Source organism: Streptomyces sp. NPDC003300 (genome assembly GCF_040610915.1).
Lineage (GTDB): Bacteria > Actinomycetota > Actinomycetes > Streptomycetales > Streptomycetaceae > Actinacidiphila.
This window is the reverse complement of the sequence record NZ_JBEXNE010000001.1, coordinates 344944-364140: the sequence shown is the minus strand read 5'-3', so window position 1 is coordinate 364140 and position 19197 is coordinate 344944. Positions and strand designations below refer to the sequence as shown.

General features: G+C 72.0%; 16 protein-coding genes. 13 read left to right on the top strand and 3 right to left on the bottom strand.

From position 1 onward, the window contains the following. Positions 1-90: 90 nt before the first annotated feature. Positions 91-1146, top strand: coding sequence for an LLM class F420-dependent oxidoreductase (locus ABZX65_RS01370; protein WP_355333077.1), 1056 nt, complete (start codon positions 91-93; stop codon positions 1144-1146). Between the two features lie 180 nt (positions 1147-1326). Here the strand turns inward: ABZX65_RS01370 and ABZX65_RS01365 are convergent, their stop codons facing one another. Continuing rightward, positions 1327-1956 carry a hypothetical protein gene (locus ABZX65_RS01365; protein WP_355333075.1) on the bottom strand — a complete coding sequence of 210 codons (630 nt, stop codon included), beginning with the start codon at positions 1954-1956 and terminating at the stop codon, positions 1327-1329. Between the two features lie 194 nt (positions 1957-2150). Here ABZX65_RS01365 and ABZX65_RS01360 point away from each other — a divergent pair, with 194 nt between their 5' ends. From ABZX65_RS01360 to ABZX65_RS01340, 5 genes are all read left to right on the top strand, one after another. Continuing rightward, complete coding sequence (locus ABZX65_RS01360; protein ID WP_355333073.1) at positions 2151-2858, top strand: histidine phosphatase family protein; 708 nt, start codon at positions 2151-2153, stop codon at positions 2856-2858. A 102-nt stretch (positions 2859-2960) separates the two neighbouring features. Next, complete coding sequence (locus tag ABZX65_RS01355; protein WP_355333071.1) at positions 2961-3551, top strand: DUF3090 domain-containing protein; 591 nt, start codon at positions 2961-2963, stop codon at positions 3549-3551. Further along, a complete protein-coding gene (locus ABZX65_RS01350; protein ID WP_355333069.1) occupies positions 3515-4444 on the top strand; it encodes an SCO1664 family protein in 930 nt (309 codons plus the stop codon). Before ABZX65_RS01355 ends, ABZX65_RS01350 begins: the two co-directional genes overlap by 37 nt. A gap of 117 nt (positions 4445-4561) precedes the next feature. Continuing rightward, the gene (gene mshC / locus ABZX65_RS01345; RefSeq protein ID WP_355333066.1) at positions 4562-5791 is read left to right on the top strand and encodes a cysteine--1-D-myo-inosityl 2-amino-2-deoxy-alpha-D-glucopyranoside ligase; all 1230 of its coding nucleotides are present in this window, start codon (positions 4562-4564) and stop codon (positions 5789-5791) included. Positions 5792-5914: 123 nt separating this feature from the next. After that, positions 5915-8968, top strand: coding sequence for an NPCBM/NEW2 domain-containing protein (locus tag ABZX65_RS01340; protein ID WP_355333063.1), 3054 nt, complete (start codon positions 5915-5917; stop codon positions 8966-8968). 59 nt (positions 8969-9027) lie between these two features. On the opposite strand, the gene ABZX65_RS01335 is transcribed toward ABZX65_RS01340, so the two are convergent. Further along, positions 9028-10149: a PAC2 family protein gene (locus ABZX65_RS01335; protein WP_355333061.1), complete on the bottom strand. Its 1122-nt coding sequence runs from the start codon at positions 10147-10149 to the stop codon at positions 9028-9030. Between the two features lie 281 nt (positions 10150-10430). Here ABZX65_RS01335 and ABZX65_RS01330 point away from each other — a divergent pair, with 281 nt between their 5' ends. From ABZX65_RS01330 to ABZX65_RS01300, 7 genes are all read left to right on the top strand, one after another. Next, positions 10431-11756 carry an L-fuconate dehydratase gene (locus ABZX65_RS01330; RefSeq protein WP_355333059.1) on the top strand — a complete coding sequence of 442 codons (1326 nt, stop codon included), beginning with the start codon at positions 10431-10433 and terminating at the stop codon, positions 11754-11756. Next, positions 11753-12562, top strand: a complete 810-nt coding sequence (locus ABZX65_RS01325; RefSeq protein WP_355333056.1) for an SDR family oxidoreductase — start codon at positions 11753-11755, stop codon at positions 12560-12562. The genes ABZX65_RS01330 and ABZX65_RS01325 overlap by 4 nt, the downstream gene beginning before the upstream one ends. Before the next feature lie 191 nt (positions 12563-12753). Continuing rightward, on the top strand, positions 12754-13791 hold the full coding sequence (locus tag ABZX65_RS01320; RefSeq protein WP_355333054.1) for a sugar ABC transporter substrate-binding protein: 1038 nt from the start codon (positions 12754-12756) through the stop codon (positions 13789-13791). Between the two features lie 3 nt (positions 13792-13794). Then, a complete protein-coding gene (locus ABZX65_RS01315; protein WP_355333052.1) occupies positions 13795-15381 on the top strand; it encodes a sugar ABC transporter ATP-binding protein in 1587 nt (528 codons plus the stop codon). Next, positions 15378-16415 (top strand): ABC transporter permease, encoded by a 1038-nt coding sequence (locus ABZX65_RS01310; protein ID WP_188282963.1) that lies wholly within the window; start codon positions 15378-15380, stop codon positions 16413-16415. The genes ABZX65_RS01315 and ABZX65_RS01310 overlap by 4 nt, the downstream gene beginning before the upstream one ends. 28 nt (positions 16416-16443) lie before the next feature. After that, on the top strand, positions 16444-17433 hold the full coding sequence (locus ABZX65_RS01305; RefSeq protein WP_355333050.1) for an aldo/keto reductase: 990 nt from the start codon (positions 16444-16446) through the stop codon (positions 17431-17433). A gap of 4 nt (positions 17434-17437) precedes the next feature. Further along, a complete protein-coding gene (locus ABZX65_RS01300) occupies positions 17438-18292 on the top strand; it encodes an amidohydrolase family protein (protein ID WP_355333048.1) in 855 nt (284 codons plus the stop codon). A gap of 143 nt (positions 18293-18435) precedes the next feature. Here the strand turns inward: ABZX65_RS01300 and ABZX65_RS01295 are convergent, their stop codons facing one another. Continuing rightward, the gene (locus ABZX65_RS01295) at positions 18436-19107 is read right to left on the bottom strand and encodes a FadR/GntR family transcriptional regulator (RefSeq protein ID WP_355333046.1); all 672 of its coding nucleotides are present in this window, start codon (positions 19105-19107) and stop codon (positions 18436-18438) included. Positions 19108-19197: the final 90 nt, after the last annotated feature.

Here is a 19197-nt window from a genome sequence, read left to right as displayed (position 1 = left end):
CGGCGGTGACATGACAGCGACGACCTGACAGCGACGGACGCGAGAGCGACGACGCGACAGCGACGATACGGCGGCGGAAAGAGGAGCGGTATGCGGCTCGGGATCAACCTCGGCTACTGGGGCGCCGGGATGGACGCGGACAACCTCGCCGTCGCCCAGGAGGCGGACCGGCTCGGCTACGACGTGTGCTGGGCCGCCGAGGCGTACGGATCCGACGGCCCCACCGTGCTCTCCTGGGTCGCCGCGCAGACCGAGCGGATCGACGTCGGCTCGGCGATCTTCCAGATTCCGGCGCGTGCCCCCGCGATGACGGCGATGACCGCCGCGACCCTGGACTCGCTGTCCGGCGGCCGGTTCCGCCTCGGTCTCGGCGTGTCGGGCCCGCAGGTCTCCGAGGGCTGGTACGGCGTCAAGTTCGACAAGCCGCTCTCCCGCACCCGCGAGTACGTGGAGATCGTCCGCAAGGCGATGTCCCGCGAGCGGCTGAGCTACGAGGGCGAGCACTGGACGCTGCCGCTGCCCGGCGGCCCCGGCAAGCCGATCAAGCTCACCGTGCACCCCGAGCGCGAGCACATCCCGCTCTACATCGCCGCGATCGGCCCGAAGAACCTGGAGCAGACCGGCGAGATCGCCGACGGCGCCCTGCTGATCTTCCCGTCCGCCGCGCACCTGGAGGACACCGCGCTGCGGCACATCAGGGCCGGGCGCGAGAAGGCCGGTCTGACGCTGGACGGCTTCGACGTCAGCCCGACCCTGCCGCTCGCCCTCGGCGAGGACGTCCCGGCGCTGGCCGACATCTTCCGCCCGTACACCGCGCTGTACGTCGGCGGCATGGGCAGCCGCAAGCAGAACTTCTACAACCAGCTCGCGCAGCGCATGGGGTACGAGAAGGAGGCCGCCGAGATCCAGGACAAGTACCTGGCGGGCGACAAGAACGGCGCGGGGGCGGCCGTGCCGCAGGACCTCATCGACTCCACCTGCCTGCTCGGCACGGTCGACCGGATCGCGGACCGGCTGCGCGAGTACGCCGACGCCGGGGTCACCACGCTCAACATCACGCCCGCCGGATTCACGCGGGACGAGCGGATCGCGGGCGTACGGGCGGGCGTCGAGGCGCTGGAGCGGGCCGGGCTCGCGGGGGCGTAAGGCGAGGACGTGACGACGGGTCGGCCCGAAGGGGGCCGGCCACGGCCCCGTGCTGATGTCGGTCCGATGGGCCGGTCATGGCCCCGTGCCGCTCGACGCGCGCGGGGCCGTGCGCGGCGCCCGCCTCGACGCGGCCCAGCGCCCGTCCTCATGACGGCCCGGCCCGGCCCAGCGCCGCGCTCAGCTCGGTACCAGCCGCCCCAACAGCCGCCCGAAGGCGATGAGTCGCGCTATCTGCCCGGCGCCGCCGTCGTCCAGGGACTTGCTGAAACGGAACGCCTCGGGGCGGAATTTGGCGGAGGCGACCGGCAGCGGTGAGTCCGGGTCGGCCTGCACCGCGCTCATCTCGTGCGGCATCGCGGTGGCCAGCACCAGATAGACCCCGCGGTCGATCCGCTGCCCGCCCTCGTCGCGGCCGACCAGGGTGCGCATCCCGACGTGCCCGATCGAGTCCAGCGGCAGCACCTGCACCGACGAGTCCAGTACGGTGCCGCCCGGCGCCTTGTCGTCCGCCAACTCCTCGCTGTGCCACAGGATCAGCCGCCGCCCGTCGCACACCGCGGCCTCCTGCCACACCGAGGTGCCCGCCTCGGTCAGGTCGACCACCCGCTCCAGGGTGAAGCCGCGCACGCGGCGGCGGCCCAGCACACCCTCGATGGCGTCGAGCGCGACGTCCGCGTGCAGGAAATACGCGTCGGCGGCGTCCTCCAGGCGGCCGTACGGAGACCAGTCAGAGCCGGCCGGACCACTCCGGCGCGCGCTCGGACGGCTCCTCGTCGCCTTGCTGAACATCTCCACCTGCTTCGCCATCCCGACTGCTGCCCGAAAACTGAAGGGCCCCCCGACCCCTAGACCTTACCTATGAGGCAAGTCGGCGAGGGCTAGGCCGGGGGCAGTGGATCGCAGGGAATTCAGCGGCCGTGGTGGGGGCTCGGGGGGATCTTCCCCGCCACGGCCGTCACCCAGCACAACGGGTCGGCGGCGGAAGGGTTACGGTGGCGGGCATGCCCACCGTGATCCTTGTCCGGCACGGCCGGTCGACCGCCAACGCCGACGGAGTGCTGGCCGGATGGAGTCCTGGCGTCGCCCTGGACGACACCGGCCGGGCCCAGGCGACCGTGCTCGCCGCCCGGCTCGCCGCACTGCCGCTCGCCGCCGTCGTGTGCAGTCCGCTGCAACGCTGCCAGGAGACCGTAGGACCGCTGCTCGACACGCGCCCCGAGCTGCCGCTGCACACCGACGAGCGGGTCGGCGAGTGCCACTACGGCGACTGGACGGGCCGCAAGCTGGCAGAACTGGCGGAGGAGCCGATGTGGGCGACCGTCCAGCGGCACCCCTCGGCGGCCGTCTTCCCCGGTGAGAACGGCGAGTCGCTGCGCGCGATGCAGGCCCGCGCGGTGGACGCCGTACGGGACTGGAACGCCAGGATCGAGGCCGAGCACGGGCCCGACGCGCTGTACCTGGTGTGCTCGCACGGCGACATCATCAAGTCGCTGGCCGCCGACGCGCTCGGCATGCACCTGGACCTCTTCCAGCGGATCAGCACCGACCCCTGCTCGGTGACCGTCATCCGCTACACCCCGTACCGCCCCTTCCTGCTCCGCCTCGGCGACACCGGCGACCTGACCCCGCTGATCCCGCCCCCGCCGCGGGACAAGCCGCAGGACAACGAGGACGACGCGGTCGTCGGAGGCTCCACCGGCGCCCTGTGATCAGCTTCCGCAGTAGGGTGGGGGACCGGCAGTGGAACCAGTGAATGCCACCAGAACGCATCGCGCCAAAGCAGCGATTCAGTCGAGATAACGGAGCGGGACGTGCCCCGTCAGGTCTTCTTCTACGAGCAGCCGGACCGTTTCGTGGCCGGGACAGTCGGCCAGCCGGGTCAGCGGACCTTCTTCCTCCAGGCCACCGCGGCGGGCAGGACCACCAGCGTGGCGCTGGAGAAGACGCAGGTCGCGGCGCTCGCCGAGCGGGTGGACGAGCTGCTGGACGAGGTGGTGCGCAGGTCGGGCGGCAACGCCTCGGTGCCCGCCGTCGCCCCCGCGGAACTGGCCGACTCCGCCCCGCTGGACGCCCCCGTCGAGGAGGAGTTCCGGGTCGGCACCATGGCCCTGGCCTGGGACGGCGCCCACGAGCGGATGGTCATCGAGGCGCAGGCGCTGGTCGAGCTGTCCGGTGAGGACGAGGACGACCTGGAGGCGGCCGAGGAAGAGCTGCTCCAGGACGACGAGAACGGCCCGCCGCTGCTGCGCGTCCTGCTGACCGGCGCCCAGGCCCGCTCCTTCGCCAAGCGCGCGCTCGACGTGGTCTCCGCGGGGCGCCCGCCGTGCCCGCTGTGCAGCCTCCCCCTGGACCCGGAAGGACACGTATGCCCGCGTCAGAACGGGTACCGGAGGTCGGCCTGAGCCCCGGCACCGAGGCCCTCGTCCACGGCGAGCTGACCGTGCGCGGCCAGGTGCGCGACGCCTCCAACGCCGTGCTGTTCTGCGAGACCGAGTACGAGGGCCGCGCGCTCGCCTGCGTGTACAAGCCGGTGGCCGGGGAACGCCCGCTGTGGGACTTCCCCGACGGCACCCTGGCCCAGCGCGAGGTGGCCGCGTACCTGGTCTCCGAGGCGACCGGCTGGGGCCTGGTGCCGCCCACCGTGCTGCGCGACGGACCGTACGGCGAGGGCATGGTCCAGCTCTGGATCGACCCGCCGGACCTGACCGCGGACACGGATTCGGGTACGGATACGGATACGGAAGCCGGCCCCGACGAGGCCCCGTACGCCGCCGCCGACACCAATTCCGACACCGACGCCGACACCGACCCCGCGCAGCCGGAGCTCTTCGGGCTGACCGAGGACACCGAGCCCGCCCCCGGCTGGAAGCCCGTCGTCGAGGCCCGGCTGGAGAACGGCCGCACCGCCCTGCTGGTGCACGCCGACGACATACGCCTGCGCCGCCTGGCCGTGCTGGACGCCGTCATCAACAACGCCGACCGCAAGGGCGGCCACCTGCTCCAGACCGCCGACGGGCGGCTCTACGGCATCGACCACGGAGTGACGTTCCACACCGAGGACAAGCTGCGCACCCTGCTGTGGGGCTGGGCGGGCGAGCCGCTGCCGGACGAGGCTGTGGCCGTACTGCGCAAGCTCCAGGCGGAGCTGTCGGGGGCGCTCGGCGACCGGCTCGCCGAGCTGATCACCCCCGCGGAGACGGCCGCCGTACGGGCCAGGACCGAGCGGCTGCTGCGGTCGGGAGTGCATCCCGAGCCCGGCGGCGAGTGGCCGTCGATCCCCTGGCCGCCGGTCTGAAGCGGGGCGCTCCGGGCCGTCCAGGAGAGCGTTCCGGCAGCGCGCCCGAGCCGCCTCGTCCGGCATTGCCCCAGCTCCGGTTCGTTTGCCAGTCGTCTGCACGGTTAATCTCATGACATGCATGCCTGGCCCGCTTCCGACGTCCCCGCCCTTCCCGGCACTGGACGCGCACTCCGTCTCCACGACACCGCGACCGGTGGGCCGCTGACGATCGATCCGGGCCCGGTGGCCCGGATCTACGTCTGCGGGATCACCCCCTACGACGCCACTCACCTGGGGCACGCGGCCACGTACAACGCGTTCGACCTCGTGCAGCGCGTGTGGCTCGACACGAAGCGCCAGGTGGAGTACGTCCAGAACGTCACGGACATCGACGATCCGCTGCTGGAGCGGGCCAACGCGACCGACGTCGACTGGGTCGAGCTGGCCGAGCGGGAGACCGCGCTGTTCCGCGAGGACATGACCGCGCTGCGGATGCTGCCGCCCGCCCACTACATCGGCGCGGTCGAGGCCATTCCGGGCATCGTCCCGCTGATCGAGCGGCTGCGGGACGCGGGCGCGGCGTACGAACTCGGCGTCGACACGTACTTCGCGATCGCCGCCGACCCCGACTTCGGCAAGGTCTCCGGGCTCGACGCCGCCACGATGCGCGCGCTCTCCGCCGAGCGCGGCGGCGACCCGGACCGGCCGGGCAAGAAGAACCCGCTGGACCCGATGCTGTGGATGGGCGCCCGCGAGGGCGAGCCGAGCTGGGACGGCGGCTCGCTCGGCCCCGGCCGCCCCGGCTGGCACATCGAGTGCGTGGCCATCGCGCTCGACCACCTCGGCATGGGATTCGACGTCCAGGGCGGCGGCTCCGACCTGGCCTTCCCGCACCACGAGATGGGCGCCTCGCACGCCCAGGCGCTCACCGGCGAGTACCCGTACGCGAAGGCGTACGTGCACGCGGGGATGGTCGCTTTGCACGGCGAGAAGATGTCGAAGTCCAAGGGGAATCTGGTCTTCGTCTCCACGCTGCGCCGCGACGGCGTCGACCCGGCGGCGATCCGGCTCGCGCTGCTCGCCCACCACTACCGCGCCGACTGGGAGTGGACCGACGCCGTGCTCGCCGAGGCGGTCGAGCGGCTCGCGCGCTGGCGGGCCGCCGTCTCCCGGCCGGACGGGCCGTCCGCCGACGCGCTGCTCGAAGAGATCCGCGAGGCGCTGGCCGACGACCTCGACGCACCGCGCGCCCTGGCCGCCGTGGACCGCTGGGCCGCCGCGCAGGAGTCCGAGGGCGGCACCGAGACCGGCGCGCCCGGCCTGGTGTCGCGCACGGTGGACGCGCTGCTCGGAGTCGCGCTGTAGTCCGCACACCCCAACCGACCCACCCGTGACCGCCCTTGGACTCAGCCGGAGTCCGAGGGCGGTTTCCGTTCCGCTTCCGTTCCGCCCATGGTCCCATGCTCGATTTTGCGCTAAACACGCTTCATGCAAACAAGAGTGCGCACTAGAGTGGCGCTGGTCGGTGCAGCCGTGCTCGGTCTGCTCATGGCCTTCACGGGACCCGGCGGCGCGCAGGCCGCCGCACCCACCGCGACCGCCGAGACCTCCGTGGGGGACGTGACCGGCTTCGACCACGCCGGCGCCGTCTACCGGCTGCACGCGGGTCAGGCCCTGGCCCGGGTCAGCTTCGTGTCGGCCGACACCTTCCGCATCGAACTGGCCCCGGACGGCGCCTTCACCGATCCGACCGGCGACGACATCGTCCTGCCGCAGGGCGCGCCGCCCGCCACGCGCTGGAAGGACGCGGGCGACGCCTACGAGTTGAGCACCTCGGCCGTCACGCTGCGGGCCTACAAGGCGCCGCTGCGCTTCGCCCTCTACCGGGCCGACGGCACCCGGGTCTGGTCCGAGACGAAGCCGCTGAGCTGGACCAAGGACAGCACCACCCAGACCCTCGACCGCGGCGCGGCCGAGCAGTTCTACGGCGGCGGCATGCAGAACGGCCGCGGCAACACCTCGCACCGCGGCCAGACCGTCCAGGTCGGCGTGGACGGCAACTGGAACGACGGCGGGCACCCCAACTCCGTGCCGTTCTACCTCTCCACGGCCGGATACGGCGTCTTCCGCAACACCTACGCGCCCAACACCTACAGCTTCGGCGAGCCGGTGACCGCGAGCGCCGAGGAACAGCGCTTCGACGCCTACTACTTCGCGGGCGACGCCAAGCGGGTGATCGGCGACTACACCAAGCTGACCGGCAAGCCCTTCCTGCCCCCGGTCTACGGCCTGGAGCCGGGCGACTCCGACTGCTACCTGCACAACGCCAACCGCGGCGAACGCCACACCCTCGACGCGCTCGACGTGGCCGCCGACTACACCGCCAACGACATGCCCAACGGCTGGATGCTCGTCAACGACGGCTACGGCTGCGGGTACGAGAACCTGCCGGAGACGTCGGCGGGCCTGGCGAAGCAGGACATGGAGCTCGGCCTGTGGACCGAGGACGGCCTGGACAAGCTCGCCGACCAGGTCAAGGCGGGCCAGCGGGTCGCCAAGCTCGACGTCGCCTGGGTCGGCGACGGCTACAAGCACGCGCTGGACGGCTGCAAGGACGCCTACCGGGGCATCGAGGACAACAGCGACGCCCGCGGCTTCACCTGGGCGCCGGAGAGCTGGGCGGGCGCGCAGCGCTGCGGCGTGCAGTGGTCCGGCGACCAGTACGGCACCTGGGACTACATCCGCTGGCAGATCCCGACCTACGCGGGCGCCACGATGTCGGGCCTGGCCTACACCTCGGGCGACATCGACGGCATCTTCGGCGGCAGCGCCGACACGTACACCCGCGACCTGGAGTGGAAGTCCTTCCTGCCCGCCGTCATGACGATGGACGGCTGGGCCGCCAGCGACAAGCAGCCCTACCAGTACGGGGAGCCGTACACCTCGATCAACCGCCAGTACCTCAAGCTCAAGGAGTCGCTGCTGCCGTACATGTACAGCTACGCGGCCGAGGCGAACAGGACCGGTGTCGGCGCGGTGCGCCCGCTGGCGCTGGAGTACCCGGACGACCCGGTGGCGGCGACCGACGCGGCGAAGTACGAGTTCCTGTCCGGGCAGGACTTCCTGGTCGCGCCGGTCTACGAGGACTCCGCGGTGCGCGACGGCATCTACCTGCCCAAGGGCACCTGGGCCGACTACTGGACCGGCCGGATCTACCAGGGGCCGACCACGGTCGACAGCTACAGCGCGCCGCTGGGCACCCTGCCGCTGTTCGTCAAGGCCGGTGCCGCCGTGCCGATGTGGCCCGGCATCAGGTCGTACCGGGACCGTACGGCCGACTCCCCGGTGGCCTGGGACGTCTACCCGCAGGGCACCTCGTCCTTCACCCTCTACGAGGACGACGGCGTGACCCGGCAGAGCCGCGCGGGGAAGTACGCGCGGCAGAAGGTCACGGTCACCGCGCCGAAGTCCGGCGCGGGCGAGGTGACGGTGGACGTCGGCGCGAGCGTCGGCGACTTCCGGGGCAAGCAGACCGCCCGGCCGTACGCGTTCACCCTGCACACCGGTGACGCGCCCGGCGCGGTGCTGCTCGACAGCAAGGTGCTGCCCCGGCTGGGCACCGAGGCCGCCTTCGACAAGGCGACGCAGGGCTGGTGGTACGACCCCGCCGACCGCGGGGGAGTGGTCCGGGTGAAGACCGCGACCCGGTCCACCGCGCAGGCGTTCCGGCTGCGGCTGGCGGGCTCCAGCGCGCTCGGCGGACGCGTGCCGGGCTCGGCCGCGGTGGTCTCCGCGCCCGCGGGCCAGGAGACCGGCGCCGGGGTCGCCTCCGACGTCGCCGTGGACCTGACCGCGGGCAAGCTGCCGGTGGTCGGCGCCAAGGTCTCGCTCCGGGCGCCGGACGGCTGGAAGGTGTCGGCGCCGCAGACCGTGCCCGTGCTGACCGCGGGGAACACCAAGCGGCTGCGCTTCTCGGTGACACCGCCCGCCGGGGTCACGGCGGGACAGGCCGTGCTCACCGCGCGGGCCGACTACCTGTCGTCGGCGCCCGGCCGGGTCGCCGTCCAGCCGTTCGCGGTCGCGGCGATGCCCACGCCGCCGACGGCCGACACGTATGCCGGGGATCTGACCTGGCTGACCTCGACCAACGGCTGGGGGCCGCCGGAACGCGACCGCAGCAACGGCGAGTCGGGCGCGGCCGACGGGCACACGCTGACCCTGGACGGGACGACGTACGCCAAGGGCATCGGGGCGCACGCGGCCTCCGACGTCGAGGTGTACCTCGGCGGCCGGTGCTCGGTGTTCACCGCGGACGTGGGCATCGACGACGAGATCGACGGCTACGGCTCGGTGACCTTCTCCGTCGTCGCGGACGGCGTCACGCTGTGGACCTCGCCCGTGCTCACCGGGGCGTCCGCCACCGTGCCGGTGTCGGTACCGGTGACCGGGGCCCGGCACGTCCATCTGAAGATCACCCCGGCGGCGACGTCACTCAGCGGTGACCACGGGGACTGGGCGGGGGCGCGGTTCCACTGCGCGTGACCGGTTGGGGGTGAGGGGGTGCGCGCGGCGCGCCCCCTCACTCCCGTCCGTCGCGCGGTCTACTCCTCGCGGCCGTCCCCGTCGCCGTTTGGGGCGTCCAGGTCGCCTTCCCCGTCCTTGGCGGCCTCGGCCTCGGTCTCCGTGTCGGCGTCGGCGTCGGCTGCGGCCTTGTGGTCGGCCTTCTTGTCGGCCTCGGCTGCGGCGTCCTTGTCGGCGCCGTCGTCCGTATCGGTGTCCGTGCCCGCGCCCGCGCCGCTGTCCGGGTCCAGCCGCGGCGACTGCGCACGGTCCCGGAACTGCGGCACCCCGCCGTCACCCTCGCTCGCGTACTCCCCGGCCTGCGGGTCGCGGCGGCGCAGATAGCGCTCGAACTCCTTGGCGATGGCCTCACCCGACGCCTCGGGCAGCTCCGCGGTGTCCCGCGCCTCCTCCAGCGTCTGGACGTACTCCGCGACCTCGCTGTCCTCGGCGGCGAGCTGGTCCACGCCGACCTGCCAGGCGCGCGCGTCCTCGGGCAGCTCGCCCTGCGGGATGCGCAGGTCGAGCAGGTCCTCGAGGCGGTTGAGCAGCGCCAGGGTGGCCTTGGGGTTGGGCGGCTGCGACACATAGTGCGGCACCGCCGCCCACAGGCTCACCGCGGGGATGCCCGCGTGCGTGCACGCCTCCTGGAGGATGCCGACGATGCCGGTCGGCCCCTCGTAGCGCGACTCCTCCAGATTGAGCGTCGTCGCCAGGTCGGGGTCCGAGGTCACCCCGGTGACCGGGACCGGCCGGGTGTGCGGGGTGTCGCCGAGCAGCGCGCCCAGCACCACGACCATCTCGACGCCCAGCTCGTGGGCGAAGCCCAGGATCTCGTTGCAGAACGAGCGCCAGCGCATGCTGGGCTCGATCCCGCGGACCAGCACCAGGTCGCGGGGCTTGGGCGTCGTGATCCTGACGACCGAGAGCCGGGTCGTGGGCCATACGACCCGCCGTACCCCGGCGTCCATCCAGACCGTGGGGCGGTTCACCTGGAAGTCGTAGTAGTCCTCGGCGTCGAGCGCCGCGAAGACCTCGCCCTTGAACTCCCGGTCCATGTGCCCGACCGCGGTCGAGGCGGCGTCCCCGGCGTCGTTCCAGCCCTCGAACGCGGCCACCATGACCGGGTCGATCAGCTCGGGTACCCCCTCGAGCTCGATCACCCAGCGCCTCCTTCCGACCGGAGGGGAGCGGTGCCGTCCCCGTACCGGCTGCTGTTCCTGCACGTGCGGCACCAGCCTACGGCGTACCGAGGCCGGTGCCGTGGTTCTCGTAGCTGGATGATCCCCAGCGCGGCCCCCGATGAGTCACCGGCAGCGCCACCAGGTGAGACATCCGATCTGTTGCCCACAAAGTTTGGCCCCGCCCCTGGACTTCCGGCCCCGCGCGCCGCTATACATCGGATCATCAAGAAAAGATCCGATGTCTCACGACGGGGGTGTGCATGAGTCCGACCATTACCGAGGTCGACGTGTACGACATCCGCTTTCCGACCTCGGAGCAGCTCGACGGCTCGGACGCCATGAACCCCGACCCCGACTACTCCGCCGCCTACGTCATGCTCCGTACGGACTCGCCCGGCGGCCTGGCGGGCTACGGTCTCTGCTTCACGATCGGGCGCGGCAACGACGTCGTCGCCGCGGCGATCAGGACACTGCGACCCTACGTGGTCGGCCGCTCGGTGGACAGTGTCACGGGTGATCTTGGCGGCTTCTACCGGCTGCTCACCCACGACTCCCAACTGCGCTGGCTCGGCCCGGAGAAGGGCGTGATGCACATGGCCGCCGGGGCGGTGGTCAACGCCGCCTGGGACCTGGCCGCCCGCCGGGCCGGACTGCCGGTCTGGGAACTGCTGGCCGGGATGAGCCCGGAACAGCTCGTGGACATGGTCGACTTCCGCTACCTCAGCGACGCCATGACCCGCGACGAGGCGCTGGAGATCCTGCGCCGCGCCGAGCCGGGCCGCGCCGAGCGCGCCGCGGAACTGCGCCGTCGCGGCTACCCCGCCTACACCACGGAACCCGGCTGGATCGGCTACTCCGACGACAAGTTGACCCGGCTGTCGAAGGAGGCCGTCGCCGCGGGCTTCCAGCAGATCAAGCTCAAGGTCGGCGGCGACCTCGACGACGACCTGCGCCGGATGCGGCTGGCCCGCGACGCGGTCGGCCCCGACATCAGGATCGCCGTCGACGCCAACCAGCGCTGGGACGTCTCCGACGCCGTGGACTGGATGCGGGCGCTGGCGCCATTCGACCCGTACTGGATCGAGGAGCCGACCAGCCCCGACGACGTCCTCGCGCACGCCGCGATCCGCGCGGGCCAGCCGGTGCCGGTCGCGACCGGCGAACACGTCGCCAACCGCGTGGTGTTCAAGCAGCTCCTCCAGGCCGGCGCGGTGGACTTCGTCCAGATCGACGCGGCCCGCGTCGCCGGGGTCAACGAGAACATCGCGATCCTGCTGCTCGCCGCCAAATTCGGCGTCCCGGTCTGCCCGCACGCCGGCGGCGTGGGCCTGTGCGAACTGGTCCAGCACCTGTCGATGTTCGACTACGTCGCCGTCTCCGGCACCTGGGACAACCGGGTGATCGAGTACGTCCCGCACCTGCACGAACACTTCACCGATCCCGTGGTGATGGACCACGGCCGATACCGCGCCCCTGCCGCGCCCGGCTTCTCCGCCCGTATGGTCCCGGAGTCGCTCGCCGACTACCGCTACCCGGACGGCCCGGTGTGGCAGGCGCGACAGGCCCGACAGGAGCTGACCCGATGAGCACCAGCGCCGATCCGATGCACGCCGCCTCCGCCGCCCAGGACCTCGCGGGCCTCACCGCCCTCGTCACCGGGGGCGCCTCCGGGATCGGCGCCGCCACCGCGGCGCTGCTGACCGCCCGCGGCGCGCGCGTCGCCGTACTCGACCGCGACACCGCGGGCGCGCCGAGCGGCACCGTCCCCGTCACCGCCGACGTCACCTCGGACGAGGACGTACGGGCCGCGGTCGGCGCGGCCGTCGCCGAACTCGGCAGCCTGCACATCGTGGTGAGCAACGCCGGGATCGGCGCCATCGGCACCGTCGAGGACAACCCGGACGACGAGTGGCAGCGCGTGCTGGACATCAACGTCATGGGCATGATGCGGACCGCCCGCGCCGCCCTGCCGCACCTGCGCGAGGCCGCCGCCGCCCGGCCGGGCAGCGCCTCCATCACCCACACCTGCTCGATCGCCGCGACCGCGGGACTGCCGCAGCGGGCGCTGTACAGCGCGAGCAAGGGCGCGGTGCTCGCCCTCACCCTGGCGATGGCCGCCGACCACGTACGCGAGGGCGTACGGGTCAACTGCGTGAACCCCGGAACCGCCGACACCCCCTGGATCGGCCGCCTCCTCGACCAGGCCGAGGACCCGGCCGCCGAGCGCGCGGCACTCGACGCACGCCAGCCCCTGGGACGGCTGGTGTCCGCCGACGAGGTCGCCGCGGCCATCGTCTACCTGGCGAGTCCCGCCGCGGCGAGCGTGACCGGAACCGCGCTCGCCGTCGACGGCGGAATGCAGGGACTGCGCCTGCGCCCCGCCGGAAGCTGAGCCGCCACCCCGGCTTCCGCGCACGGCAGTTGTCCCCAAGTACGTCAGCTCCTCCGCACGTCAGCTCCTCCGTACCTCAGCTCCTCCGCACGTCAGCTCCTCCGTACGTCAGCTCCTCCGCACCTCAGGCACCGCCCCCGCACCACATCCTCCGCAGAGCCGACACACAATTCGAAGGGCAGGGCTCGACGATGAGACTGCGCAGAACGACCGTGGCCGCCTGTGCCGCACTGCTCGCGGTCACCGCGCTCGCCGGTTGCAACCGGGGAAGCGACAGCAAGGCGGGCAGCTCCGGCAAGGTCGGCATCGACCTGCCGCGCTCCGACAGCGACTTCTGGAACTCGTACAACAGCTACATAGAAAAGGGCGTCAAGGCCGGTGACGTCTCGGCCCTGCCCCGCACCAACTCGCAGAACGACATCGGCAAGCTCGTCGCGAACGTGCAGAGCTTCGCCAACGAGGGCGCCAAGGCGCTCGTGATGGCCCCGCAGGACACCGGCGCCATCGCCTCCACTCTGGAGCAGATGGCCAAGAAGAAGATCCCGGTGATCAGCGTCGACACCCGCCCCGACAAGGGCCCGGTGTACATGGTCGTCCGCGCGGACAACAAGGCGTACGGCACGAAGGCGTGCGAGTACCTGGGCGAACAGCTCAAGGGCAAGGGCAAGATCGCGGAGTTCGAGGGCGACCTGTCCTCGATCAACGGCCGCGACCGCTCGGAGGCGTTCGCCGCCTGCATGAAGAGCAAATTCCCGAACATCAAGGTGATCCCGCTGGTCACCAACTGGGACGGCGCCACCGCCTCGGCCAAGCTCCAGACCACGCTGGCCGCCGACCCGGACCTGAACGGCATCTACATGCAGGCCGGCGGGGTCTTCCTCCAGCCGACCCTCGCGCTGCTCCAGCAGAAGAACCTGCTCAAGCCGCCGGGCACGCCCGGACACATCACGATCATCTCCAACGACGGCATCCCCGAGGAGTTCAAGGCCATCAAGGCCGGGCAGATCGACGCCACCATCTCCCAGCCCGCCGACCTGTACGCGAAGTACGCGCTGTACTACGCCAAGGAGGCACTGGCCGGGAAGACCTTCCAGCCGGGCCCGACCGACCACGACTCCACGATCATCAAGATCCCCAACGGTCTCGAGGACCAGCTCCCCGCCCCGCTGGTCACCAAGGACAACGTGGACGACGCGAGCCTGTGGGCCAACCAGCTCGGGAAGAGCTGACCCATGGCCGAGGCCGTACCGCTCCCCGCGGTCCACGCGGAGGGCATCGTCAAACGGTTCGGGGCCACCGTGGCCCTGGACCGGGTGGGCATCACCGTCGCGGCCGGCGACTCGCACGCGCTCGTCGGCCGCAACGGGGCGGGCAAGTCCACCCTGGTCTCCGTGCTGACCGGGCTGCACGCCCCGGACGCCGGGCGGGTCTCCTTCCTCGGGAAGCCCGCCCCCGCGCCCGGCGACACCGCCGCCTGGCAGTCCAAAGTGGCCTGCGTCTACCAGAAGTCGATGGTCGTCCCCGATCTGACCGTCGCGGAGAATCTGTTCCTGAACAGATTCGGCCGCGGCCGGATCCGCTGGTCCGCGCTGCGCGGCCGGGCCCGCGACCTGCTCGCCGAGTACGGGGTCGACGTCGACCCGACCGCGCGCGCCGGTGATCTCACCGTCGAGCAGGGGCAGTTCGTGGAGATCGCGCGGGCCCTGTCCTTCGGCGCGCGCTTCATCATCCTGGACGAGCCCACCGCGCAGCTCGACGCGGCGGGCATCGAGCGGCTCTTCACCAAGCTGCGCGGCCTCCAACAGCAGGGCGTGGCCTTCCTGTTCATCTCGCACCACCTCCAGGAGGTCTACGACCTGTGCAGCACCGTCACGGTCTACCGTGACGCCCGCCATGTCGTGACCGCGCCCGTCGCCGAGTTGAGCAAGGCGGAACTGGTCGAGGCGATGACCGGTGAGGCGGCGCAGACCGAACTGGCCTGGCACGCACGGGGGTCGGCCGACGAGTCGGCGTCCAAGGCGCTGTCCACCTCGCTGTCGGTGCCGGTCTCCAAGGTGGCTGCGGACACCGGGGACGCCGTCCTGCGCGCCGAAGGGCTCGTGCTCGACGGCGCCTTCGACAGCATCGACTTCGCCGTACGCCCCGGCGAGGTGCTGGGCCTGGCCGGGGCCACCGCCAGCGGCAACACCGCGCTCGGCGAGACCCTGGTCGGGCTGCGCAAGGCCACCGGCGGCCGGACCCTGGTCGCGGGCAAGGCCGTGCGACCCGGCAGCGTCCCGCACGCGCTCGGCGCCGGGATCGGCTACGTACCCGAGGACCGGCACCGGCAGGGCCTGGTGCTCGGCCGCAGCGTCGCGGAGAACGCCACCCTCACCGTGACCGACCAACTCGGCCCGTACGGCACGGTCCTGCCGTCCAGGACCAGGGAATTCGCACAGCGCATGATCAGCTCGCTGGACATCAAGACCTCGGGACCGGCCCAGCCGGTGGCCGACCTGTCCGGCGGCAACCAGCAGAAGGTCGTCATCGCCCGCGCCCTGGCCCGCGACCCGCGCGTGCTGGTGGCCGTCCGGCCCACCGCGGGCGTGGACGTGAAGTCCAAGGACGCGCTGCTCGGCGTGGTCAGAGGCGTCGCGGACCGCGGCGACGCCGCCGTGATCGTCTCCGACGAACTGGACGACCTGCGGGTCTGCGACCGGGTGATCGCGCTCTTCCACGGGCGGGTGATCGCCGAGTTCGGCAGCGGATGGAGCGACCGGGACCTGGTCTCGGCCATGGAAGGGCTGCCCTCGGGCGGCGACGAGGGAGCCGAGGAATGAGTGACACCAGTCAGTTGACCGCCGATGTGGCGGTACCGGACAAGACCCGGCGGCCGGCGCCGCGTATCCAGCTCACCCGCTACCGGGACCTGTCCCTGCTGCCGGTGATCCTGCTGCTGGGCGTCATCGGCTTCATCGTGTCGCCCACCTTCCTGACCTCCGACAACCTCCTCGGCGTCCTCCAACAGTGCAGCGAGCTGAGCCTGTTGGTGCTCGGCGAGGCGATGATCCTGATCTCCGGCCGGATGGACCTGTCGCTGGAGTCCACCATCGGCGTGGCCCCCGTGATCGCCATGTGGCTGGTGATGCCGAGCACCGGCTCCGCCACCTACCACGGCATCGGACTGCTGCCCGGCTGGTCCTCGATCCCGCTCTGCCTGCTGGTGGGCGTGCTCATCGGCGGCTTCAACGGATTCCTGATCCTGAAACTGCGGGTCAACGGCTTCATCGCCACCCTCGGCATGCTGACCATGCTCCGCGGCCTCCAGGACGGCATATCCCAGGGCAAGTCCATCGTCGAGGTGCCCGCGTCCTTCTCCTACCTCGGCGGCGCGTCCTGGCTCGGCGCCCCGGCCGCGGTCTGGATCTGCCTGGTGCTCTTCGTCCTCGGCGGCCTGGCGCTCGGCTATCTGCGGCACGGCCGGGCGCTCTACGCGATCGGCGGCAACAAGGAGGCGGCCCGCGCGGCCGGTATCCGGGTCGACCTCATCACCTGGGTCGTCCTCGCCGTCGCGGGCCTGCTCGCCGCCTTCGCCGGTGTGCTCTACGTCGGCCACTACGGCGCGATCTCCTCGACCCAGGGCAACGGCTGGATCTTCCAGGTCTTCGCCGCCACCGTGATCGGCGGCGTCAGCCTCAACGGCGGCAAGGGCACCCTCTTCGGCGCCCTGACCGGTGTCGTCGCGCTCCAACTCGTCGTGAACGTCACGACGCTGGGCGGTGTGCCGCCGCTGTGGGACAAGTTCCTCTACGGTGCGATCATCATCGTCGCGCTGATCATCTCCCGCTTCGCGAGCGGCGAGAAGCAGGACTGACCGGATACCCGAGGGAGAGAACGTCACCATGCCCGTACCGGTACTGCCCCGGCTCGGCCTCGGCTGCGCGCCGCTGGGCAACCTCTACCGCGCCGTCACCGAGGAGGAGGCCGAGGCCACCGTGGCCGCCGCCTTCGAGACGGGGGCCGCGGGGCCCGTGTACCTCGACACGGCGCCGCACTACGGTCTCGGCCGCTCCGAGGAACGGCTCGGCCGGGCGCTGGCCGGACGGGACCGCTCCACGTACGTGCTCTCCACCAAGGTCGGCCGCAGGCTGCGCGACCTGCGGCCGGGCGAGGCCCCGGACGGCCAGGGCTTCACCGACTCCCCGGCCCGAGCGCGGGAGTGGGACTACACCGCCGACGGCATCCGCGCCACGCTGGAGGGTTCCCTGGAACGGCTCGGCGTGGACGCCGTCGACATCGTCTATCTGCACGACCCCGAGGACCACCTGCCGGAGATCTACGACACCGGCTTCGCCGCCCTGGCCGACCTGCGCGACCAGGGCGTGGTCAAGGCCATCGGCTTCGGCATGAACTACAGCGACATCCTCGCCCGCCTCGTCGCGGACCTCGATGTCGACGTCGTGCTGTGCGCCGGCCGCTGGACGCTGCTGGAACGCACCGCGCTGGACGACCTGCTGCCGGCCTGCGAACGGCGCGGTACGAAGGTCGTCGTGGGCGGCGTCTACAACTCGGGCCTGCTGGCCGACCCGCGACCCGGCGCACACTACAACTACGTCGAAGCGCCACCGGAGATCCTGGCCCGCGCCCAGCACATCGCCGCCGTCTGCGCCGAGTTCGACGTCCCGCTGCGCGCCGCCGCGCTGCGCTACCCCTTCGCGCACCCCTCGGTGGTCTCGGCCGTGGTGGGCGCCGCCAACGCCGCCGAGGTGCGCGACAACGCGGAGCTGTTCTCGTACGACATCCCGGACGCGCTCTGGCACGCGCTGGTCGCCCGCGGGCTGCTGGACAAGGACGCGCCGCTGCCGCTCAGGGCTCCCGCCGAGGGGGCCTGACCGGATGCGGATCGACGCCCACCACCATCTGTGGGACCTCGAACGGCGCCCCCAGCCGTGGCTGACCGGGGCTGAACTCGACCCCATCGCCCGGACGTTCCGCCTCGCGGAACTCCTTCCGCTGCTGGACGCGCACGGGATCGACGCCACCGTGCTCGTCCAGTCCAGCTCCTCGCTCGACGAGACCCGCGAACTCCTCGCCCTCGCCCGCGACTCCGGTGGCCGGGTCGCGGGGGTCGTCGGCTGGGCCGACCTCACCTCGCCCGAACTCCCCGGCACCCTGGGCGCGTTGGCCGCCCTCGGACCCCTGGTCGGCATACGGCACCAGGTCCAGGACGAGGCCGACCCCGGATGGCTGGCGCGCGCCGATGTCAGGTCCGGCCTCGCCGCCGTCGGCGCCGCGGGGCTCGTCTACGACCTGCTCGTCACCGTCGACCAGCTCCCCGTCGCCATCGGCACGGTGCGGGCGCTGCCCGAGGTGCGGTTCGTCCTCGACCACGGGGCCAAGCCGCCGATCGGCGGCGGAGGCTGGGAGCCGTGGGCCGCCTCCATGACCGAGCTGTCGGCGCTGCCGAACGTCTGGTGCAAGCTCTCCGGGCTCGTCACGGAGGCCGACTGGCGCCGGTGGCGCGTCGCCGATGTGCTGCCCTACGCCCGCCATCTCCTGGCCGCCTTCGGGCCCGACCGGCTCCTCTTCGGCTCCGACTGGCCCGTGTGCACCCTCGCCGCCGATTACTCCTCCGTCGTCGCCCTCGCCGAGGCGGCCCTCTCCCCTCTCACCCCCGCCGCCCGCGACGCCGTCCTCGGCCGCAACGCCGCTCGCCTCTACGCCCTGAACCTGCCCCCGTCGGGCCCCTGAGCCAGTGCAGCGCCTGTTCCCAGAGGCGCGGCCCCGGACGGTTCGTTTGCCGGGGCGGCAGGCCGAGTTCTAGGGGCGGAAAGCGAAGCCCCGTGGAGGGCGAACGCACAGGGTTCGCGCCCTTCCCACCCCCGCCCGGAGGGCTAAAGCGTTGAGCGAAGCCACTGCTCCACGCTGGCGACATGCACCGTCGCCCACGAACGGGCAGCCTCGGCGTCGCGGTCGCGCAGGGCGGTGAGAATGGCCCGGTGCTCGTGCAGCGTGCGGCTGACGGCGTCGACCTGGGTGATGCCGCGCCAGACGCGCGCGCGGGTGGTGGGTCCTGACAGACCGTCGAGCAGCGAGCAGAGCACGGAGTTGCCCGAGCCCTGGACGATGCCGCGGTGGAACTCCAGGTCGGAGGCGACCAGTTCCTCGACGGACGGCTGCGGGCCGAGCGCGTCCAGCTTGCCTTCGAGGGCGTCCAGCTCCTCGACGGAGATGCGGACGGCGGCCATCGCGGTGGCGGCGGGTTCCAGGATGCGGCGGACCGCGAGGAATTCGAGCACGGTGTCGTCGCGGTGGAAGTCCACGACGAAACTGAGGGCTTCGAGCAGGAGCTGCGGGTCGAGGCTGGTGACGTAGGTGCCGTCGCCCTGGCGGACGTCGAGGATGCGGATCAGCGAGAGGGCGCGGACGGCCTCACGCAGGGAGTTGCGGGACAGCCCCAGCTCGGCCGCGAGTTCGCTCTCCTTGGGGAGCCGGTCGCCCGGACGCAGCGCCCCGGAGACGATCATCTCCTTGATCCTCTCGATGGCCTCGTCGGTGACCGCCATCAGCGCCTCCCCTGTTCAGGTCCCGCCGCCGCCAGACCTCCGATGTATGAGGCCCCATTATGGGCCCGGCGCGCCGGAACGCCTAACAAC